25 protein-coding genes are annotated in these 20,144 nt (G+C 37.3%); 17 read left to right on the forward strand and 8 right to left on the reverse strand.

The genetic code is table 11. The annotated features are described in order from the left end of the window. The first annotated feature begins 289 nt into the window (after positions 1–289). On the forward strand, positions 290–715 hold the full coding sequence (gene tnpA, locus H6763_00460; GenBank protein MCB9803285.1) for an IS200/IS605 family transposase: 426 nt from the start codon (positions 290–292) through the stop codon (positions 713–715). Here the strand turns inward: tnpA and H6763_00465 are convergent. Together H6763_00465 and H6763_00470 are read right to left on the reverse strand one after the other, a co-directional pair. Continuing rightward, entirely contained in the window at positions 692–1,171 is a 480-nt protein-coding gene (locus tag H6763_00465; protein MCB9803286.1) for an ABC-2 family transporter protein, read from the reverse strand. The two genes, tnpA and H6763_00465, sit on opposite strands and share 24 nt — an antisense overlap. After that, positions 1,161–1,931: an ABC-2 family transporter protein gene (locus H6763_00470; protein ID MCB9803287.1), complete on the reverse strand. Its 771-nt coding sequence runs from the start codon at positions 1,929–1,931 to the stop codon at positions 1,161–1,163. Before H6763_00470 ends, H6763_00465 begins: the two co-directional genes overlap by 11 nt. Positions 1,932–2,189: 258 nt before the next feature. Between H6763_00470 and H6763_00475 the strand changes: the two genes are divergently transcribed. The 3 genes from H6763_00475 to H6763_00485 are packed head-to-tail and all read left to right on the forward strand — an operon-like array spanning position 2,190 to position 3,812. Then, a complete protein-coding gene (locus tag H6763_00475) occupies positions 2,190–2,528 on the forward strand; it encodes a hypothetical protein (protein ID MCB9803288.1) in 339 nt (112 codons plus the stop codon). 7 nt (positions 2,529–2,535) lie between these two features. Beyond that, positions 2,536–2,808, forward strand: a complete 273-nt coding sequence (locus H6763_00480) for an SDR family NAD(P)-dependent oxidoreductase (protein ID MCB9803289.1) — start codon at positions 2,536–2,538, stop codon at positions 2,806–2,808. Further along, on the forward strand, positions 2,796–3,812 hold the full coding sequence (locus H6763_00485) for a hypothetical protein (protein ID MCB9803290.1): 1,017 nt from the start codon (positions 2,796–2,798) through the stop codon (positions 3,810–3,812). Before H6763_00480 ends, H6763_00485 begins: the two co-directional genes overlap by 13 nt. A gap of 394 nt (positions 3,813–4,206) precedes the next feature. On the opposite strand, the gene H6763_00490 is transcribed toward H6763_00485, so the two are convergent. Then, on the reverse strand, positions 4,207–5,235 hold the full coding sequence (locus tag H6763_00490) for a helix-turn-helix domain-containing protein (GenBank protein ID MCB9803291.1): 1,029 nt from the start codon (positions 5,233–5,235) through the stop codon (positions 4,207–4,209). Between the two features lie 97 nt (positions 5,236–5,332). Between H6763_00490 and H6763_00495 the strand changes: the two genes are divergently transcribed. Together H6763_00495 and H6763_00500 are read left to right on the forward strand one after the other, a co-directional pair. Further along, positions 5,333–6,502 (forward strand): hypothetical protein, encoded by a 1,170-nt coding sequence (locus H6763_00495; protein ID MCB9803292.1) that lies wholly within the window; start codon positions 5,333–5,335, stop codon positions 6,500–6,502. Positions 6,503–6,757: 255 nt separating this feature from the next. Continuing rightward, positions 6,758–7,114 (forward strand): NUDIX domain-containing protein, encoded by a 357-nt coding sequence (locus H6763_00500; protein MCB9803293.1) that lies wholly within the window; start codon positions 6,758–6,760, stop codon positions 7,112–7,114. 140 nt (positions 7,115–7,254) lie between these two features. On the opposite strand, the gene H6763_00505 is transcribed toward H6763_00500, so the two are convergent. After that, entirely contained in the window at positions 7,255–8,031 is a 777-nt protein-coding gene (locus tag H6763_00505) for a hypothetical protein (GenBank protein MCB9803294.1), read from the reverse strand. Between the two features lie 85 nt (positions 8,032–8,116). On the opposite strand from H6763_00505, the gene H6763_00510 reads away from it, so the two are divergent. Further along, complete coding sequence (locus H6763_00510; GenBank protein ID MCB9803295.1) at positions 8,117–9,916, forward strand: hypothetical protein; 1,800 nt, start codon at positions 8,117–8,119, stop codon at positions 9,914–9,916. A 133-nt stretch (positions 9,917–10,049) separates the two neighbouring features. On the opposite strand, the gene H6763_00515 is transcribed toward H6763_00510, so the two are convergent. Further along, positions 10,050–10,808, reverse strand: coding sequence for an excisionase family DNA-binding protein (locus H6763_00515; protein MCB9803296.1), 759 nt, complete (start codon positions 10,806–10,808; stop codon positions 10,050–10,052). 125 nt (positions 10,809–10,933) lie between these two features. Then, a complete protein-coding gene (locus H6763_00520; GenBank protein MCB9803297.1) occupies positions 10,934–11,494 on the reverse strand; it encodes a TlyA family rRNA (cytidine-2'-O)-methyltransferase in 561 nt (186 codons plus the stop codon). Between the two features lie 78 nt (positions 11,495–11,572). Here H6763_00520 and H6763_00525 point away from each other — a divergent pair, with 78 nt between their 5' ends. Next, positions 11,573–12,250 (forward strand): SDR family oxidoreductase, encoded by a 678-nt coding sequence (locus H6763_00525; protein MCB9803298.1) that lies wholly within the window; start codon positions 11,573–11,575, stop codon positions 12,248–12,250. Positions 12,251–12,810: 560 nt separating this feature from the next. Then, positions 12,811–13,374 (forward strand): methyltransferase, encoded by a 564-nt coding sequence (locus tag H6763_00530; protein ID MCB9803299.1) that lies wholly within the window; start codon positions 12,811–12,813, stop codon positions 13,372–13,374. 77 nt (positions 13,375–13,451) lie between these two features. Here H6763_00530 and H6763_00535 read toward each other — a convergent pair whose 3' ends face one another. Both H6763_00535 and H6763_00540 read right to left on the reverse strand, forming a co-directional pair. Next, positions 13,452–13,850 (reverse strand): hypothetical protein, encoded by a 399-nt coding sequence (locus H6763_00535; protein ID MCB9803300.1) that lies wholly within the window; start codon positions 13,848–13,850, stop codon positions 13,452–13,454. Then, positions 13,847–15,139: a ferric reductase-like transmembrane domain-containing protein gene (locus H6763_00540; protein MCB9803301.1), complete on the reverse strand. Its 1,293-nt coding sequence runs from the start codon at positions 15,137–15,139 to the stop codon at positions 13,847–13,849. Before H6763_00540 ends, H6763_00535 begins: the two co-directional genes overlap by 4 nt. Positions 15,140–15,281: 142 nt before the next feature. On the opposite strand from H6763_00540, the gene H6763_00545 reads away from it, so the two are divergent. From H6763_00545 to lexA, 8 genes are all read left to right on the forward strand, one after another. Next, positions 15,282–15,485: a hypothetical protein gene (locus H6763_00545; GenBank protein MCB9803302.1), complete on the forward strand. Its 204-nt coding sequence runs from the start codon at positions 15,282–15,284 to the stop codon at positions 15,483–15,485. Positions 15,486–15,488: 3 nt separating this feature from the next. After that, a complete protein-coding gene (locus tag H6763_00550) occupies positions 15,489–15,872 on the forward strand; it encodes a BlaI/MecI/CopY family transcriptional regulator (protein MCB9803303.1) in 384 nt (127 codons plus the stop codon). Next, complete coding sequence (locus H6763_00555) at positions 15,835–16,815, forward strand: M56 family metallopeptidase (protein ID MCB9803304.1); 981 nt, start codon at positions 15,835–15,837, stop codon at positions 16,813–16,815. Before H6763_00550 ends, H6763_00555 begins: the two co-directional genes overlap by 38 nt. A gap of 73 nt (positions 16,816–16,888) precedes the next feature. Beyond that, positions 16,889–17,665, forward strand: a complete 777-nt coding sequence (locus tag H6763_00560; protein ID MCB9803305.1) for a DsbA family protein — start codon at positions 16,889–16,891, stop codon at positions 17,663–17,665. Between the two features lie 63 nt (positions 17,666–17,728). Next, complete coding sequence (locus H6763_00565; protein MCB9803306.1) at positions 17,729–18,406, forward strand: thioredoxin domain-containing protein; 678 nt, start codon at positions 17,729–17,731, stop codon at positions 18,404–18,406. Continuing rightward, positions 18,399–18,911 carry a hypothetical protein gene (locus tag H6763_00570; protein ID MCB9803307.1) on the forward strand — a complete coding sequence of 171 codons (513 nt, stop codon included), beginning with the start codon at positions 18,399–18,401 and terminating at the stop codon, positions 18,909–18,911. The genes H6763_00565 and H6763_00570 overlap by 8 nt, the downstream gene beginning before the upstream one ends. A 91-nt stretch (positions 18,912–19,002) precedes the next feature. Continuing rightward, the gene (locus H6763_00575) at positions 19,003–19,212 is read left to right on the forward strand and encodes a hypothetical protein (protein MCB9803308.1); all 210 of its coding nucleotides are present in this window, start codon (positions 19,003–19,005) and stop codon (positions 19,210–19,212) included. Between the two features lie 252 nt (positions 19,213–19,464). Then, the gene (lexA, locus tag H6763_00580; GenBank protein ID MCB9803309.1) at positions 19,465–20,109 is read left to right on the forward strand and encodes a repressor LexA; all 645 of its coding nucleotides are present in this window, start codon (positions 19,465–19,467) and stop codon (positions 20,107–20,109) included. Positions 20,110–20,144 lie beyond the last annotated feature (35 nt).

A 20,144-nucleotide genomic window follows, 5' to 3' on the forward strand; every position in this document is an offset into this window, starting at 1 on the left:
TTCGTTTTTGGACAAAAAGTAGGGCAGTTCGGACTACATCTAATACCCCGCTCAGTAAAAATGACCCCGATAGGGGTCGTTTTTATTGAGCATTTTGTCATAGTTCGAACTCCATCAGTGCGAAGCACTGAGAGTTCTGAAAACATGCAGTACATGCTTCTGCATGTATTTAGCGAGCGCAGCGAGCGTCATCTCGTTTCCCGCTTTAACGCCTCCGGCATAAATCCCCGACCGTAAGGTCGATTGGGGATGAAGTTGCTCCTGAATCGTGTAGTTTGTAAAATGTGGAATGAAATTAACCCGCATCGCACACTGTGTGTACCATTGTGAATACCATATCGTTTTAGTTACAAAATATCGTCGCAAGGTATTTAATAACGGAGTTTTTGCTTATGTCGAGAGTAAGTTGGCGGAGTTTTGTAAATATTACCCACAGGTTAGTATTGAGGAAGTTAACCATGATGAAGATCACATACATCTTTTAGTATCAATTCCGCCAACAATGCGTGTTGGGAAAGTAGTCGGTTTGTTGAAAAGTAATACGGCAGTAGGTTTGAAGCAAAAATTCCCGTTCTTGAAGCAAGTGTATTGGGGAACAGATTCCATTTGGTCAGAGGGATATTTTGTAACAACAGTGAAAGCAAATGAGTCTGTAATTCGTAAATATATTATCCGTCAGGGTCAAGAAGATTCAGGACAAACTTTGTTTGAATAGCCGAAACCCCGACCGTAAGGTCGCGGGAGCGGCTTCATCAAACATTGCACAAAGCACTGTTTGAGCAAAACCATCACGAACTAGTGTAAACCAGTTTAAGCTTTTGGTTAATGTATAGAATAGGCTCGGGACTGGCCTGATTAGATTGTAATCGAAAGCACCTGTATTAATATCTCGTATCATTGTCATGAGGCTTGGAACCAGCATATAACCGAAAATAAAGAAGTTGAACGACGCTATCGTAATGAAGAATCTCATCATATTTTTGTCGTATGGGCCGATACTCTCTGTTGTGGTAAATATTATCTCATTGAAAATAATAACTAGAACGGCATATATCAGTACAAATACTGTTCCAGAGATGTTTTCAAACCAATAGGCGGTATCAACCTTAAAGTTGTACTCTAATGAGATTTTGATAAGTTTTAATTTCTTTTTCAAATTTCTAAATTCCATATGCTTCATACTTTCCAATTGATTTGCTCCAAAACAACCTTGAAGTTAATGTAATAAGGATTACCCAAAAGATCCCAATGCTAAGATCTTTAACAGTCGGTGTAAGCATACCTAACATCATAAGTACTGGTTTATATCCAACATATGATAGAAATGAATAGTCTAGTATTGTTACTAGTATATCCGGCATGAAATAAATGGGTATAAACGAGCCAGAAAAAATCCTTGTAGTATATTTGAATATCTCACGAAGTCCAAATATCTTTGTGAAATAGAAGGCAAATGAAGCGAGAATACTGTTTAGACCAATACCTATACCGATAGCAATTAGTAGGTATACAAGAAAAAATGGTATATGAACAAGTTTTAGCTGGCCAATAGCAATTAGTATCCCAAGTGCTGTAGTAGAGACAAATATTAGCGGCATCAAAGTACCAATGTTTTTTGAGTAAATATACAGTTGAGGATTTACAGGCTTAATTAGAACGTTATTTAATTCACCGGTATGAATCATTCTTGCAATCTTATCGCCTAAAGAAAATGTCTGTGCCATTATAAGGTCAGCAGTAGCATTGAATAGAATAAAGTATATAACAAGCTCGATAAGTGGTTTATCTCCTGTCTCCGAACCGATAATTTCCCAGAAAACTACGATAAAGAAAATCTGAAGAAGCCGTTTGATGAGAGTGAATAAGAATTCCATTGGATACTGACGATAGCGATAGAATCCGAGTTTTAGGTTCGCGAGATATTTTTGCATGGCTCAAATTATACCCCGATTTTATAGCTTATCCAAACAATACGCGGTAGCTTCGAGTTTTATATGATCCCAGTTCTGACATCATTCAATATCCCTGTACAGAAAACTTTCCAATATTGACTGACACAATTCGTCTTGGTTATATAATTTATATGAGAGCAATAATCAAAACTTTGTTAATCAAAATTGACTTTCTCATTGAAAGTGTTAAGAAAGTCGATAATCCTACAGAAATCACCCTCGATGTCACATATATAAATGGTGATTTTGGCAATTTGTGGTATTACTCCGGCAGAAATGATGATTCGAATGTATGGAGGTAGGCAATCAAAGGAGGTTGGGGATTATAAAACTAATGAAAATTATCTAGAAGATATTGGTTGGAAACATCAAAGCCTGGAAAATATTATTTCGACGAAGCTAGATAATAAAGTCTCAGTCTTTAGAAATAAGTCATATTTATATGTCATAAATAAATTTGCTAAAGGTTTCGCTGTTCTTGTTTCAATATCGGCGCCGGCACCTGATAACCTATCAGAAGACCAGATTTATGACCGAAAAGATAGCTTTTTACCGGAATTATCCGGTGTTGTATAATCATTAACTGATTTTAGCTGTCACATATATAAAAACAGTTGTAATAACTGGCGCAAGTGAAGGTTTTGGATTAGCTATCCCGAAAAAGTATGTTGCAGAAGGATGGTGTGTAATCAGTATCGCACGACATAAGAACCCACTTGAGGATGTTATCTCAATAGAAGCAGATTTAACGCCTCCAAAATACTGCATGAGTGAAAAAAGTCGCTCTCCACACACAGAAGCAATTTGTAAAATCGATGATATTAAAATAGTAACGTCAGAAGATTGGAAGATCTAAAGAAATACTTACAAGGAATCAAACAGGTTCGAATAATTTCTGCTGCTCCGTACGATGCAGATTCACTCAGTAGTGGCATTATTCTAAGAAAGTTTCTTGAGAATGAAGGATTCGATGTTACAAATCATTTCCCTCGAAAAGTTTCTGCTAAGGAGATAAGTTTCTTAGATTTTCTACCCTTCTTCAAATTGATAGAATTTGGCGATACAAGAGAGCTATTTAAAAATTCTACAGATAAAGAGATAATTATCATTGTCGATGGAAGAGATCTTATTCAGTTTTATGATCATAAAGATCGTTCAAAACCCGAACCAGATTTTAGTAGATGTAAGATCGTTAGGATCGATCACCATGCTTTACCTGAAAAGGAGGTAGCAGGACATGTCATCCAAGATACTGAAGTTTCATCAACAATAGAGTTATTATTGAGAGATATTATCCCAGTTCAAAGTTTAGACAGTGATCTTGCAACAGTTGCTTTTGCTGGTCTTATCGGTGACACTGGGAACTTTCGTTGGAATGTGAATCCGTATACTTTTAAACTCGCATCACAGCTACTTGAGAAGAATGTAGATAACCAGGCATTAGTGGAGCAATTGCTCGTTCTTAAGGATAAGCATTATATGGATCTATTGTCTTTCTGCCAAAAGAATGCTTTATATAACGAGGATATAAAAACAGCATTTTTACTGTTGTCGAAAAATGTAATAGAAGAAAACAATCTGAAACATAGTGACATACAAGAATTGAAATATTGCTTTGTGGAAGAAATTGGGAAAAGAGTTCGTGGATATGACAGGGGAATTGCTCTTATAGAGTGGTCTAAAACATCTGTTTTTGCAAGCGGGAAGTCTACTAATACAGTCTGCCTTCCTGAATTGTTTAGACACTTTGGAGGAAATGGTCAGGGGCACTTCAATTTTGCAGGTGCCGAATTAGAGACCAGCTTTAGATCAACTTATGAAGGTCTTTGTAAAATGTTGGCACAAACATACATGATGTAGGTCTTGTACTTTTAGCATTACAACCTCGGATCCTGGATCCTAACTTTCTTAAATCCCAAGGTCTCAAAATGAATGTAAAATGAATACGTATAAACAGCACAGATACTTTTAACGTATCTAGCAAAGTGTGGTGAACACCTTGGCTTTTGTATTAGGTTATGCTGTGTCAAAAGATTTATAGAGAACTAAAGAACTCCTCAAGCTCTAAACCATGTATTATCCGATGAAGGTTTGGTTAATGTTTTAATGCATTTTTCAAATGTAAGCTCACCACTATTGGATACATAATCAATATGTAGGATCTCTAAACGGGGAGTAAAACCCTTTTTCAAATTCAGATAATTATAATCGATTATGTAAACTATATTTTGGGATAAATATTTGGGAGAGGTAACTAAACTACCAAATAATAACCAGTCTTCCGTACCGAAACAATATTACAATTTGCATATTCTTTGAGGATATTTCTTAGGCGTTGCATTCGTTTATTCATTGCAGCAAGTGAAAACTTTTCAGAATTACCCTTCCACATGATATAAGCTATCTCGTCATAAGTTATAATATTTTGAAAATTGAGTAGCATTGTAGATAAAATCTCCATATCAGTTCGGTTATGTAATGCAATTTCATCTCCTGATGAGGTCAAGATTACGCCTAGAGAAGATAAATAAATATTCGCAGGTATATCAGCTTTGTATAGTTGTAAAAATTCACGTGAATTTACGATAGCCTCTAATGAAAATGTATCTTGTTTAGTTGCATTACTTGTGTAGTCTTTCGGTTTGCCGAGAAATGCATTATAGCAGGTCACATACGCTTCTATCATAGCCTCTCTCTGAGCCCATGTATATCTGCTATCTAATTTGTCTGTAAAGAATACACCAAATAACAACTCAGGAAGCTTTTCAACTGAGCTATCGGATCTTAAGTACACATATCCCTCATATCCATTATTCGATTGCTTAAGTTTCTCCCATGACCCAGCTGTGCCATAAGATCGTGTATAAATCTTAATCTTTATATGTGCTTCTTTTAGTTCAGGAAATAGTGACTCGATAAACAAAGTGAATGTCTCGGAAAAATTAGTAATATAAGTTGTAATCAGAGAGTTGGTCTGTGTTTTCTTAGATAGATTGAATGAAAAATCGAAACTTTTTTCAAAATATCTGTAGATATTTGATTTGCGGGGGATAATATATCCATCACGAGCATATCTTTTCAATTCAGAGATATCTGTTTTCGTGAATTTAATATGCTTTTCAGGAAATAGTACTATATTGGGAATTTCTGGAAAACGTTTTGTTACGGGGATGAACCCCCGCTTTAGATAGTTTCCAGATATAAGCCAGGAATACGATAGATAAAGGGAATCAATCTCACCTGAGTTGTCAGTAGCATCAGCAATTTGAAATTGTATTGTCATAACTCAAGAAATAATACAGTAAATATTGTCCATTTGATGTCCATAAATATTCAATATTATACCTTATAGTATGGTAATAAACTATATAGTTATACCTATGTTTTTAAATCGTGAGAACCAACCAGTAGTCACATATGAGGAACACGTCTCTGCTATAGTTGACGGTCTGATGAGAGAAACAGAACAGAAAGGACCTATCTACCTTGTCCCTCAGCTACCCCACATGGATCTGTTTACAGTAATTGGTCGTCATGCCGACCCAAACACTTTTTGTGCCACTGTACGATATGATCAGGATCGACCACCTGATGAAGATATTGGACAAATTTCAGTTGATATTGTTCCCCCAAATTCCAATGGAATGCAATATGAGCAAATATTGGTAGTTATGGATCAATTCCCTGATTTGACACCAGAAGTATCAAAAACTTTTTGGAATGCATATGTGTCCTCTATTGAGAGGGCTATGAATGCTTCAAGTGTCCCTATTACTACGATCGTTGTAACAGATCTCAATAGGGTTACAACAAGAATCGGCAGTTATGAAGCAAAGAGGAGAATGCGGAGAGAGCCTTTACCTGTAAGACCATACGATCAGATAGAAGATGTTCTTAAACGGGATTATCCTGAGTATTCCATCAAAATGGCATATCTCGCCACAGGTGGGAATGAGGTTCTGATGAGGAGATTGTTAGATAATCCCGGTGAAAAAGAAGATTTACTTATCGAATATCTCGAATTACTCATACCAGAGAGTCTTCGTGAGGAATTGCAACTATTGGGACTAAATTATCTCGATCTTGCAGTAGTTTATGGTTCTGGTTCTGCTTACTTGGAAACACTTATGACTCGAGGTGCAGATATAGATATTTTTAGGGTCCAACAAATACTACAAAGTTATGGCTTTGTTGCCAACTTACGAGCGCCACTTTTACCAGAAGTACAAATGCCTCTATTAGCTCAATTGCCAAGTGAAAGGGCTGAAAGATTAGTAGAAGCGAGGATAGAGAGTTTACAACAAATAGGTATGCAATTCCCAGAGAATACATTCAAAACGCTCGAGGAAATGATATTTCTTTATTTTGTTGCGGCCGTTAAAGAGTTAAATGTAAAGTATCTAGTCCTGCAAACGATTACGTCGGAAATAGAAAGATTAGGTATACACATGTATTTTATGCCTAATATCATAAATGATATTCCACAGATGGGTGTTATGAGAGATACTTTATTGAGAGAACTCAAAGAACTCATCAAATCTGATAACTAAACAGTAGTATGAGACACTTATTTGATCAATCAAAGTTAGACATTAACAAAAAGAAATGCACTGAATGGATTTATCGAAAAGTTTGATTTGTTTAGTGCATGTTAACCTCATGTATTACCAATTGAACAGGAAGGTGTTTGCGAATTGGGTTATAATGTGAAGATGGAAATAAAGAACGTAAAATTACTGAATGATAAAGATCTAGGTCTTACGTTAAGCATTGGTTAAGGAGTTGTAATCGTTAGTGAAGGTAAGGTGTTACTCGTAAGAGGAGTAGGGGGTTTGAATTTCAAGTTCCCTGGTGGACTTATTGAAGATTCTGAAAATCTTAAGGAATCAGCAAAAAGAGAAACTAATGAAGAGATAGGTTGTAAAGTAGACATTGTTTCTGATCCATATTTTTATATTTTCAAACCGAATGACAATTTAACTATCTTATTAGTTCATTATCAGGCTAATATTATTGAAGGTGTACCATCTCCAAACACCGAGATCGAAGAAGTGAAATGGTTTGATCTACGAAAACTTCCCCAAAATGTATTCGAAAATGTGAGTATTGTTCTGGATTCCTTATACAATGAACTCGAAGGATCGTGTGCTGATGTTGAGTAATGCACTATATTCCTCAGATATTATGAAAATAGAGATCATTGATGAAATGCTCCAGAGTATTCCTTAATACAAAACGGATATGAGGAAATGATTATGGGCATGGTATCGGGGACAGAACGATATAGACATTTAAAAATTCTCTATATCACTTCGTAGTCATTGAAATCCAAGTAAAGTTCAGAATCATTTTCAATAATACGATATTCAAAAACAATGTTTTTATGATGTTTTTCTGAAGGTACTATGATATTAGTTGCCACAGGGTTCAAAAAGGTAGCAACTTTTAGGAGTTTTTCAAGTAGATCTACTATATGATCTGATTGTCTACCAGAAATACGATCAATTTGAACCTCATCAGCTAAGCAACCCCTGTACACCGAATCTGCTTTTTCTAGATCATAGATATGATAGATTCCCTTTCCACCGATATCTATAATACTCTTAGTACTACCAGATAAGAATCTAGCTCCTATCATCAGCTTTTTAAGATTCTCATTTGATAATCTCGGATGTAGTAGTATTTGATCCGGGTTATTGAGCTCTTCCATATTTGCCTCGACGTCATCTACTATGCTTTCAGGATTTAAGGGAATAGTAATATTTGGAAGGCTAAATTTTGTAGTCTGTTCGAAATTGGATGTTCTGATCAAGAGTTCGTCAATAAAGGGATAATCAATTTGCTTCCACAAATTCAAACTATCTTGAAGTATCTCTGATAAATTGGAAAAGTTCGATCTCGAGACGACAGTAGTTGGGTTTCTGATCAATCTAATATTAAATCCATGGAACTCTTTTTCTAATATTTTGGTGATCTTTGTAATTTGTGTGGTAATTAACTTTGCCTTAGTGGCTTTTGCTGTTAGTCCAGTATCATCAATATATTCTATATATCCTGTTTTTCGAAGATCCTTTTGCATTTGTATCAGTTGGTATCTTAGTAATTATCAGTTCGATCTGTAATATGGTAAAATCTCTCAGCATTTTACTTTATTCTTGACCTTTGTGAAAGGACCTTTTGCATTTGGAACTGTCTATTCACGGAACCCACTTACAGGAGAGAAGAAGATATTTTGCTCACTATATACTGAAAACAGTCCTCAGCGTATTGACCAAACAGTCATTCCCAAAAAGGTGTTAGATAAAATTGAGACCGAGTTAAAGAATAAGGAAAGAGAAGTTGGGTTTATTGTCGAAGCATTGATAATTTTTGATAGGGGATACGACAAATACACTATCAAACAATACATTTCAGCAAAGATCGAGTATACGCTCTATCCCAAAGTCCTAGTAGCTTTTCTAGAAGAAGGCATGATAAATGAGCAGGAACTCATTCGTAAGATCCCTCTAGATATCATATCTGCCTGGTTCACCAGTCAGGTGATCGATACCCTAGGAGCACCAAAGCTTCTCGAAGCAAAGTCATTGAGTCCTGGAGCAAGTATAGGGATGATCGCTCACTCGCGTTCAGATGTTAAACATCTTCTTTCTGAAGGTTTAACACCAATTTGGGTTATCGGTGAGGTATCTACTGAAGATCTAAAATACTTTAGTAAAGTCGGTGGAATTGTTCTTACACAATCAGGTGTGACCTCTCATGCAGCAATTGTCGCAAAATCAACAGGTGTCCCAACTTTGCTAGGAGGCGAGGTGTTGCTAGATGAGTCTTACAAAAATAGGTTGGTAACAATTGACGGGAATAACGGTCTCATTTATGGAGGTAAAACAATAATCAATGGCAACAACAAGGATCAGTATATTAAGCAAATATTGAATATTGCTAAAAGGAACTGCGGTTTTATCATCAAGGCAAATGCAGATACCGGATATGAATATAAAAAAGCTCAAAGTTACTTGGCAAAAGGGATCGGATTATGTCGTACAGAACATATGTTTAAGGATCCTAAAAGAACTTCGCAAATAAGAACACAACTTTTTGCAGAAAATAAAGATCTGAGAAATCTAGATCACATCCAGAGATCACAACAACAAGATTTCCAAAATATTTTCGATCAGAATGATGGAGAATTGATTGTAATAAGGTATCTTGACGCACCACTTCACGAATTTTTGCCACATTCGGAGAAAGAAAAGGACGATTTTGCAAAAGTCTTGAACATAACTAGGCCTCAAATAGATCGAATTATTAAAAAATGGACCGAAAAAAATCCGATGTTGGGTTATAGAGCTGCTAGGATGTTGTTGTTAAATAAGGACTTTGTGATCCTGCAGACCAAAGCGATCCTGACCGCGGCAGAAAAATATTTTCAAATGAACAATGCAGTGCTACGACTTGGACTAGAGATACCATTAGTGATCGGAGCAAATGAGGTAAAGGAATTTAAAAATGTAATTAATCAGTACATACGCAAAAAAGATATTAATAAGAAAATCAAAGTTTCGTTTGGGGCTATGATCGAGACTCCGTTGGCGATCACAAATATTGCCGAAATAGCAAAAGAAGTGGACTTTATCTCATATGGCACAAATGACTTGGTGCAAACATATTTCGCAATATCGAGGGATGATTCTGACACATTTATTGAATCTTATGTCGAACAGGGATTCTTGAAAGTAAATCCATTTGTGAATATTAGTGGCACAGAGATAATTGAAATACTCAAGCAATCTTCAGAAAAAGCCAAGTCTGTGAACAGTGATATCATCATCGGGCTTTGTGGTGAACAGGGAAGTAATCCAGAAACAATACAAGAGTTGGTAAATACAAAAATTGATTATCTAAGTGTAAGCCCAGCCTTAGTACCTATAACATATCTGGCTTCCGCAAAGGCTTTTGTACAATAGGGTAATGTATGGGTAGTATATCTTCGAACCGAGCCTTTCTTTATGATGTATGTTTCTTTCAGGATCTCCGATTGCAGATATTGAAAATATGAAATAAACCCCTTGACCTTATGGTCGGGGTGCTACTGCTGTATCAGTAAACTGCTCTCTCAAATGGAAGAAAGCTGATCCCCTTCGTAGAAAGTTCTTTATCGCTTAAGCCAATGGAATAACCCATCTCCATGATAGCTTCTACGGCTTCTGATTCACCTTTCTGTCCGCGATACTCGATCTCAACACCAATCCCAGCGCTTTTGATCTCATCAATACAGATCTTGAAATCTAAATACGAGTAAACGACTCGATCTTTATCTACAACTACGTTCTCTTTCATGCCGATGAGCTCAAAGAAACGCTTCATCTGTACATAATCCTCAGCATCTAGCTCTAGCTCTTCGTGAATTCCATGATCGCTAGCTTGTGTGAGCTTCTTAGCAACCATTGTAGTTGTGATATTACCAGAGTAGTCATTGTCCGTTTCTCTTATACGCAAACCAAAACCTTCATTCCCCTTGAACCAGGATGCTTGTTCATCTGAACTCATGATCTTGTTTGGAATAAAGTAGTGATCGATCAAATGCGCGTGGAACGATACTTTTGCTCCTGTATCTACGAGCTTTTTCTCGATTCTCCGTCTTTGCTTTGGTGTGATGATGAATTTTCGCTCGATCTCTGTGATGACCTTACTTGTTGTCGTTATATCGACAAATCGATCCAGGTCTGAACTGCTGATCCTAATGTTTCTTCCGACTTTATGACTCTTTAGTTTACCCTCTTTAATATATTTTCGGACTGTTTGCCAATGAATGTTCAGATAATGAGCAGTTTCTTTTATTGTGAGTAGTTGTTCCATCTTTAATTATATCATTAGAATACAATAGAAACTAGACATAAATGATTGCAAGTGATACTGTGTAGCTGTCGCAAAAAGAGAAAACTTCAAATTGATCACGGTAGGTGGCTTAAGCAGATCCGTTTTCATAAGGTAATGTGGAATAGGTACTCAGTATTCCCAGCTTTTTTCCCTACAATAGGCGATCTGACATATCCTTGGATATTAAGGCCAAGACTTGTTATTTTTGTTATCACAATATCGATAACTTCTTGGATCTTATCGTCGTGTAGTTTTCCTTCTGACAACCAAATATTCGGTGATTCGTAATGTAGTTTTACAAGAGAGAGTATTTGACCATCAGATTGTAACAACTTGATTGAATTCGGTAAGATCTTTTCCTGCTTTGTCCAACTGACATCTATTGTTACTAAATCCATTTTTTCAGGAAGGCTTACATGCATTGCATTAGTTCTTTCCATCACTACAACCGTAGGGCTATTTCGTAGTTTCCAATCAAGCACACCATAACCTGTGTCTATGGAATAAACCTTTTTTGCGCCATGAGCTAACAAACAATCTACAAATCCGCCTGTATTTGATCCAAGATCAGCACAAACAAGCCCATCTATCTCAACGTTAAAGTACTGTATCGCATGTTCTAATTTTTCACCTGCCCTTGAAACAAATCTCTTATGCTCAGTCATAGATCTTATTTTACCATGCTCAAATAATGAGTGTGTGTATCTGGTACAATGGATCTTCTAATCTGATCAGAAATATTCATGCGTACAGTCCTTATCACAGGTGCAAGTGAAGGCTTAGGTTTGGCTTTTGCAAAGAAATATCTTTCAGAAGGTTATCAGGTAGTAAGTGTGGCTCGTCACAACTGTCCTGTAGATGGTGTTCATTCACTTCTTGCTGACCTTATCAAGCCAGAAGATATTGATCGACTATCTGATGAGATCCATACCAGATTTCCTGATGTTAGCATCCTAATAAATAATGCTGGAACACTATTGATCGAAGAATTGGGAACTTGTGATTATCAAAAGACGTTAGAAGTTATTAAATTAAATCTAATCGCACCACTGATCTTGATTTCAAAATTGAATGACTTGATCTTAAAGAATGAAAGTGACATTGTTAATATTTGTTCTACTTCAGGGTACAAAGGCAGAAAAGGATGGGGTGCATATGGTATGTCTAGGTGGGGTAATCGTGGACTTCATGAAAATTTAAAGGAGGAGTACCATGACACAAAGGTTCGAGTTATGCTTTTTAGCCCACCAGCTCTCAAGACCGATCACTTTCTCAAAGCTGGTATCAAGGTAGATGACATGAGTGAATTCTTGGATCCAGCAGTTCTAGCTGATACCCTTTATGACCTAACAAATTCACCCAAGAACATGCAGGTCGGAGAGATCATTATCAATAAAAAGCCTTTGAGCCCATCCCGCTAACCTATAGCGACACCGTATCTTCTTGGGGAGAAGGTGTCTTCTAATTAGTAGGAATAAAACTTATTTCCCTTACGCGCTATAAGTTAGCGGGATGGGATATAGTCCATAATGTATACCACCCCGCAAATATGATGCAACCCAAATAGAAAACATTTCAGAGGGATGCACAAGGTACGGCAACAAAGCCATCATCATACTACTCCATACCTTGTGCATTAAAATATCACCACTAGTAACCTGCTTGTCTTTACGACATAATTATCTACAAAATAAATACTGGAAAAAGTAATACTTTTCCCAGAGAAACGATAATTTCCATGTCACTAACGGATCCTTATCAGCCCCTCACCAACTCTTGTTACGGCACCTCAACCTCCCAACTATCCATATCTCAAAAGTGATGTGTAATAAGTAATTGAAATAGGATATGATTGGGAGGAACATATAGAGTGGTAAAAAGGCATAGTATCTGAACTTTCCTAGAGGTTAGGATCGGATTGGTTGTAATTTGTCTTTCTGTATGTGCACCTATTTAAACTATAAGTTAGCGGGAAAAAACGATCCAATACACCCTCCATCGAAAAGAGTACAAATTCGATGTTCCTTTCGATATATTCTCTACATATCAAGTAGATGTTGGCTCTGATCTTCTACTCGACACGATGTTTCGTCGTGACCCAATCAAGATAAAAGTCAACAAAGCCTTTGATCTGGGAAGCGGATACGGGGCATTAGGGATAGTCATAGCTCAAAAGATCCCGAGTGCACATCTCACAATGGTAGATAAAGACCTTCTAGCAATAAGATATGCCAAAAGAAATGCCGATCTAAACAGCGTATCGGATAGGGTTGATATATTCGGAAGTGTCGGAATTGACTCGATCGAAGAAAAAGATTACCAACTTGGAGTAAGTAATATCCCAGCAAAGATCGGTGATAGTGCAATAGAGGAAGAATTCATACTAAAACCGATAAGTCTCCTAAGTAAGGGAGGAGAGTACTGGTTTGTTGTGGTGAATGCATTAAATCGCATAATTCCTCGAATAGGTAATAGTAACCAGATAGATCTAAAGCAGATCTCTAAGCGTGTCGGACATTCTGTATATCGCTATATAAAAAAATAGGGCCTGTTAGTATACATAAACATATAAATAGGACAGTTTGCCCAGAAGTCTGTCGAGACGATCTGTTCTAAACTGTTCTAATTGATACGGTATGGCTCGATCCGTTGTAGCTCTCTCCTGCCATGCACAGAGTCAAATGTAGAAGTCATATCTGTCCCGCATTGAAAGATATCTCCCCCAGAATGTTGTCTCCTGAACGGTTGGATGTCGTATTGAACCCCTTTCACAGTAATGATACATGTGTCAAGAGCAGGAGTTGGTTGTGGTGTTGGAACGTTACTATTATTGTTGGGTTGGGGATTGGCACTATCTTGAACATTGTTCTGCTGTATGGGATCGTTAGTTGTACCAATGTTTTGAGAGGAGGGTGAAGAACTGTCTAAAAGATCCGTAACGACAGGTTTCATCAGAACCCCACCAATCACAATCAGCAGACTGATCAAAGATGCAGTTATAATAAATTTTGGAATACTCATAGCGTTTTGAAATCAAATTCTTCAAAAATTATTCTATCGCTCTCTACACCAATATCTATTAGATATTGGTAGAAAGTATCTAATAAACTCCTAGGACCACATAAAAAATAATCTGTTTCCAACGGTTTACTTAGATGGTCTACTACACTTTTCGGTTGAAGATAACCAAGCTCGCTTGTCACATGTTTAGTGAAGTGGATCTTAGACATACCTGATGTCATCTCATGTATCTGCTTGTCAAATAGGTCTTCTTCTTGTTTCTTAACTGTATGAAAAATGTAGGTTTGTCGTCGCTCTCCATTTGTGTGTATATGCTCCAACATACTCATGAACGGTGTGACACCAATACCTCCTGCGATCCATACAGCTTCATCAGTTTGGTCGAAATATCTCTTTGAGAACTCTCCGTGTGGTTCCGTCACCAAAGCAATATCGTCAGTAGAAAGCCTCTCTAATTGCTCTGTGAAATCCCCCAAACTTTTTACAGCGATATGTAGCTCATCGTTTGTCGACCGCAAGATACTAAAGGGATGGGATTCTGCAGTGATGTTAGGGTCTTTGCTTAAAAACTTGAAAAATGCAAATTGACCGGGTCGGATCTTGAGGGGTTTAGAAAGTGGGGTCATTTTTATCTGAACGATATTTTCCTTCTTGATCATCTCAGTAACTTTGTACCGATATTTGAATGCACTACGTTCATATATAAAGAGCTTATAGATCCAACTGATCAAAGCGAACATGAATAATAGGATGAACCAGCTCCTCAGCAGTAGACTCTCTGATATATCACTGCTGACTGTGAAAATATGCAATGCAGAAAGTGCTATCATTACACTTGTGATCTTATGTACGATCTTCCAGCTACGATATGACAATCGTATATATATCGTTGTCACGATCATGATAATAAGTGCATAAAATGCTAATATCCCAGCTGTGTATGAAAGGTTAGTACCCGGTATCAGATATTGATATGGATCAATTATGATCGATACAGATCGCAGGAGCAGTGTTCCTAGATGGATTACGATAGATGTAGTAGCGATCACTCCAAGTGTACGATGCTCTCGATACAACTTGTCTTGTGAGCCTATAAACATCTCAAGGATCCTTGATCTGCTAGAGAGGATCGGTTCAATTACAATTGCAGTTGCACCTACCATTGCAGATAATTGAACGATAGACCTAAGCACATTATTTGATATATCACTGATAGATCCTTTTGATAATAACCACAACAATGCAGTCAGCAAGAAAGGAGAGTATACAAAGAACTTTATTCTTTTCAAAATGGATTATTTATGTAGATCTTATGCATAGAGTATATAACAACATTGTGAAGAGAATGTGAAGTAATCTATTACGATCAAACAATGCTGTAAATGTCGTATGGGGCTTGATAAATACGCATAGAATAAGTATAAGTATATTATGAAGATAGGGGTAAAAGGAGCAACAGGTGAATCAAGCAAGGTATTTATCGAGTTGCAACTTGAGGATGCAGGTTTTGTTGGTTGTGAATACGATGTGTCTTTGAAAAAACTTAAGATTCCTGATATCTATAGAGAGGAGTTAGATGAGATAGCAATGTCGATCGCCGAAACTGGTGATTATTTACTTGAACTTGATGATTAATTCATGAAGCGTGTAAAATTACTCGGAAAATTGGAACAGAAAGTTATGAATGTCTTATGGTCATGTAAATGTTCCATGACACCTAGAGAAGTGCTTGAAACATTGGATGATGGTCATGCGTACACAACCATAATGACCATCATGACAACTCTATATGAAAAAGGATTCCTTGAAAGAGATCAACAGGGTAAGGGATATACATATTCCGTGAAGAGTACGATGGAGGAATATGCAAAGAATCGTCTATCCAGTCATTTTGATGAGATCCTTAATAATTTCGGTGATATAGCAGTTGCCCAATTCGTACAATCCTTGGGAGATGATCCAAAGAATATGAAAATATTGCAAGATGCCATCAATAAAGCCAAAAACAAGAAAAAACAGTAAATTTACGCCCCTAATACTTATCGCATTTCTATCCACACTAATTGGGTTAGTATCCTATCTTGTTGTTCTGACAGCACTGATCTTCAGGTCATTCATACTTTCTGAAAGTGTGATCGAGGGTAATTGGAAGGAAGTAGGGCAGATGTGTATAAATGCATACCAACAAGTCGGAGGTACCGGATTGCTATTTTCAATAATTTTCACTTCAGCCTCTATACTTTTACTACTAAAAACGATCAGGGCGATATATCGGACAATTTCATGGTATCTGATCACAGAAAAGCAGATACGAAAAATTAGCGTAATTTCAGAGATATCAGGTGTAAATGTATTTGAGGGGGACAAACCATTTGCTTTCACTGCAGGTTTGTTATCCCCTAAGATCTATATATCAAATTGGTATCTGGAGAACTTGGATCAAGAAGAGCTCTGCTCTTTGATCTTACATGAGAAGTATCACCAAGCCAATCGACATCCATTAATGATAGTTCTTGATAGATTGACAGCTGAGATAGTCCCGTTTTATCAGGGATCTGCTACATTTCGAACGTTGCTAGAGGTGTCAGCCGACTCATATGTCAAAGATCAACAAGGTGATGGATTATCGATCTTAACTGGCTTGAAAAAAAGTTTAGAGTGGTCAGATCCATCTCGGATATCAAATTTAGCTATAGCACCATCAGCCTATGGTCATCTGAGGATATCAAGTATATCTGATGGTGTACCGAGGACATTCATTTTCCGAACAGTCCTAAACCCACTTTCAGCTATGTTTGTATTACCCGCATTACTTATGCTTTTGAATTTCCAATCAAGTGTCAGTGGGGTTTATGCTGCTAGTTCATACCCTGTAGATTCTTCAGAATGTAGGCAATATACAGAGATAAATATGTCTAGGGAAGTACAAACACTCGAGAGATTTTTCACTCCGATCAAAAAATGATTGACATAAAATCGAGTATCTACTATACAAGTAGTAGATAAAATTTTCAGGAATTTAATATATGGCTAAGTCCATGAACGAATCTGAGTCAACAGATGGTGTGATCACTATCGATGTGAAAGCATTAATGACTCCTTTGTCTATAATCATAGGTGCTGTGATCATCTCTGGGGTGATCTTCGTTACCAGAAATGACGGAAACGTAGCTGGTACAGCGATCAACACAGGGTCTGAAACTGGAGGAACAGTTCCAACAGAAGATGTACAACCTACTTTAAACGGTAGTACAACCCTTGATGATGATCCTGTGATGGGAGATCTTGATACTGCCAAGGTTGCGATCGTAGAATTTAGTGACTATGAATGTCCGTTTTGTAAGCGACATCATGAAGAAACAAAAGATCAGATCATCAGTCAATATATCGATACAGGTGATGCTGTGATGGTGTTTCGTGATTTCCCCTTGAGTTTCCATGATCCACTCGCTACACAAGAAGCAATGGCAGCAGAGTGTGTGCAGGATCTTGCAGGTGACGCTAAGTATTATGAATATGGAGATCTGATCTTTGGTGCTACGAACTCGAATGTAGGATTAGACCCAGCAGAACTATATACCTTAGCAGGACAAGTTGGTGTTGATGCAGATGATTTCAAGAAATGCTTAGATTCCGAACAGTTCAAAGACGAAGTAACCAAGGACCTTGCTGATGGTCAGGCAGCCGGTGTGACCGGTACTCCTGGCTTCATAATCGGCAAGCTCGATAAGGATGGAAATGTCGTAGGAGAGGTTATCGCAGGTGCACAGCCATTCTCAGTGTTTCAAGCTACAATTGAAAAATATCTTAAGTAGTTTTTAAAGACAGGGCTTTGATCTAGTTCAAAGCCCTGAATCTCTAATTTCAATCAGATCTTGATGGAAGAACTAAAAGAGCGATTAAAACCTGTACTAATTGTAGTAGGTCTATCAGTTGTAGGACTACTGTTTGTGGTCCTATTAGGTAGTTCAGGAGGTAGTAAACAGAAGGTTGATGACGGAATTTTAAAAACTGCTGTATCAGTAGGTGATAAGGCAAGAGGTAAACTTGATTCGAAAGTGGTAGTAACAGAATTTGCAGATTTCCAATGCCCTGCATGCAAGACATTTTCACCTGTATTACAACAGTTATTTGATGAATACGGTGACAGGGTAGCATTCCAATATCGGCATTTTCCTTTGTTGAGCATTCACCCAAATGCTAATGAAGCCGCTAGAGCAGCACAAGTTGCTGCAACAGAAGGGAAATTCTGGGAAATGCACGATCTGCTGTATGAGAGACAATCTGATTGGTCTAAAGTGAGTGGTTCTGATGCTGGAGAGATCTTTGCTGATTATGCAGAGGAACTTGATATCAATAGGGATTCTTTTGTTGAAGCTTACAACAGTGAGGAGATCATAGGTATTGTAAATTCTGAGCTGGATCAGGCAAACGAGTTGAGATTAGAGGGTACTCCGACTGTATTTGTAAATCAGAAACAGAGTAGGTCTCTTTCATATCAAGATATCAAAGATCTGATTGAGCTTGAACTTTCAGCGGTATCAACAGATGAATAGGTATCTTCTATACATCGTGATCATCTTGGTGGTAATTCTGGGTGGAGTATATTTTTTCAGACGAGATAAAAGTGCAGTAGCGCAAGATGTACATTATCATGCGTCATTCCATATTTTAGATGAGAATTCTACACCTTTAGATCTTTCAGGTATTGAATATATGTCGATCTCCCCTTGTGGAGATGAGGAAGAGGCACATGATGCTGAAAAAGGGGAGGTACATCTGCACGATAGTATTGGTGATATTGTTCATGTACACGGATCAGAAATGGAATGGGGTGATCTGTTCGAATATCTGAAGATCGATCCTACGGGATATAACGCTATTATCAATGAAAATCTGTATACAAATTTTGATAGTGTGGTCATAAACCCATATGATCGCGCATTATTCTTTCAGAAGGGTGATACTGTAGATTCTACTCTTTTCAACTCTGTCCCAGATCGAAAGTACATTGAGAAAGTTGAAGAACTATCCGAAACATGTTCATCAACTTCAGGTTGATCTTCCATAGGATCAAATCCTTGAACCTACCCTCTAGCCTGTTTACCTCTGCTATGGTAAATTAGGTTAACAATGTTTATTCATACAAATTATGGATGAATATCAGAGATATCATGTCAAAGGCGTTAAAGATCCTAAGGAAGCTGATTATTTGATCAAGCTCCTAGAAGAAGCTGGCTACTATCAATGTGAATTTGAGATGAGTAGTTCTGAGTTATATATCCCTATAGCTTTTGCAGATATGATCGATGATATCGAAGAACTTATGCTTGATAATGGTATCGAACTACTTGAAGATTGAACCCTGCTTCCAACGATATTTTCACCAAAGATCCTTATTATGAACCAAACTTAATACGCCATGCGTAAGTATGGTGAAAAAGTTTAGTCTCCCTTCGCGAATCCAATGCTCGGAAAAACGGACATATAACAAAAATACCCCGAACGTAAAGTCGATATATTTTTATAAGCTTGTTTTTTGGTTGAAAAAGAAGTGTAGTAGGTGTAGTATTACACCTGTACAAGGTGTATCATTTTAATGATAAAAGAGAATATGAAAAATAATTCCCTTACTCAAAGGCAGAGGAAGCTATACAACATTATCGAAACGTATATACGGGATAATGATAGTTCACCAACTCTTTCAGAACTTATGGAAGAGATGGGGATAAGTACCAAAAAGGGTGTAGCATTTCATCTTGATGCGTTGGAAAGAAAGGGGTATATCACTCGAACAGGAGGTTCGCGTGGGATAAGGTTGATAAAAGATATGTCAGGTCAATTCGTACCTATCGCGATAATTGGGTATGCAAATGCCGGAGAACCTCTGATCGATGCTCAGGAAGAATTCATTGGTGAAATAATGGTTGAGGAAAAGATAATCCGTCCAAGACGTAAGGTTTTTGGTATAGAGTTACGGGGAGATTCTATGAATCAACGAGTGATGAATGGTGTGAAAATGGATAATGGGAATTATGTGATCGTAGCAAAAGATGTAGCTATCAATGACGGTGATGTAGTTATAGCTACTATAAATGGATCGGCTACAGTAAAGACTTATCACAGGAAAGGTGACATGTTGATCCTCTCCCCTGAATCTGATAACCCTATACATCACCCGATATACATGAGTTTTGATACTGACCTGATACTGGGGAAGGTGATCACAGTCTTGGATAATCCAGCACATCAAGGATAGTCGTATTGGAGAATATTAGATCTTAGGTTTTAGTA

The organism is Candidatus Nomurabacteria bacterium (genome assembly GCA_020632395.1).
Classification (GTDB): domain Bacteria; phylum Patescibacteriota; class Dojkabacteria; order SC72; family JAHDCA01; genus JACKFQ01.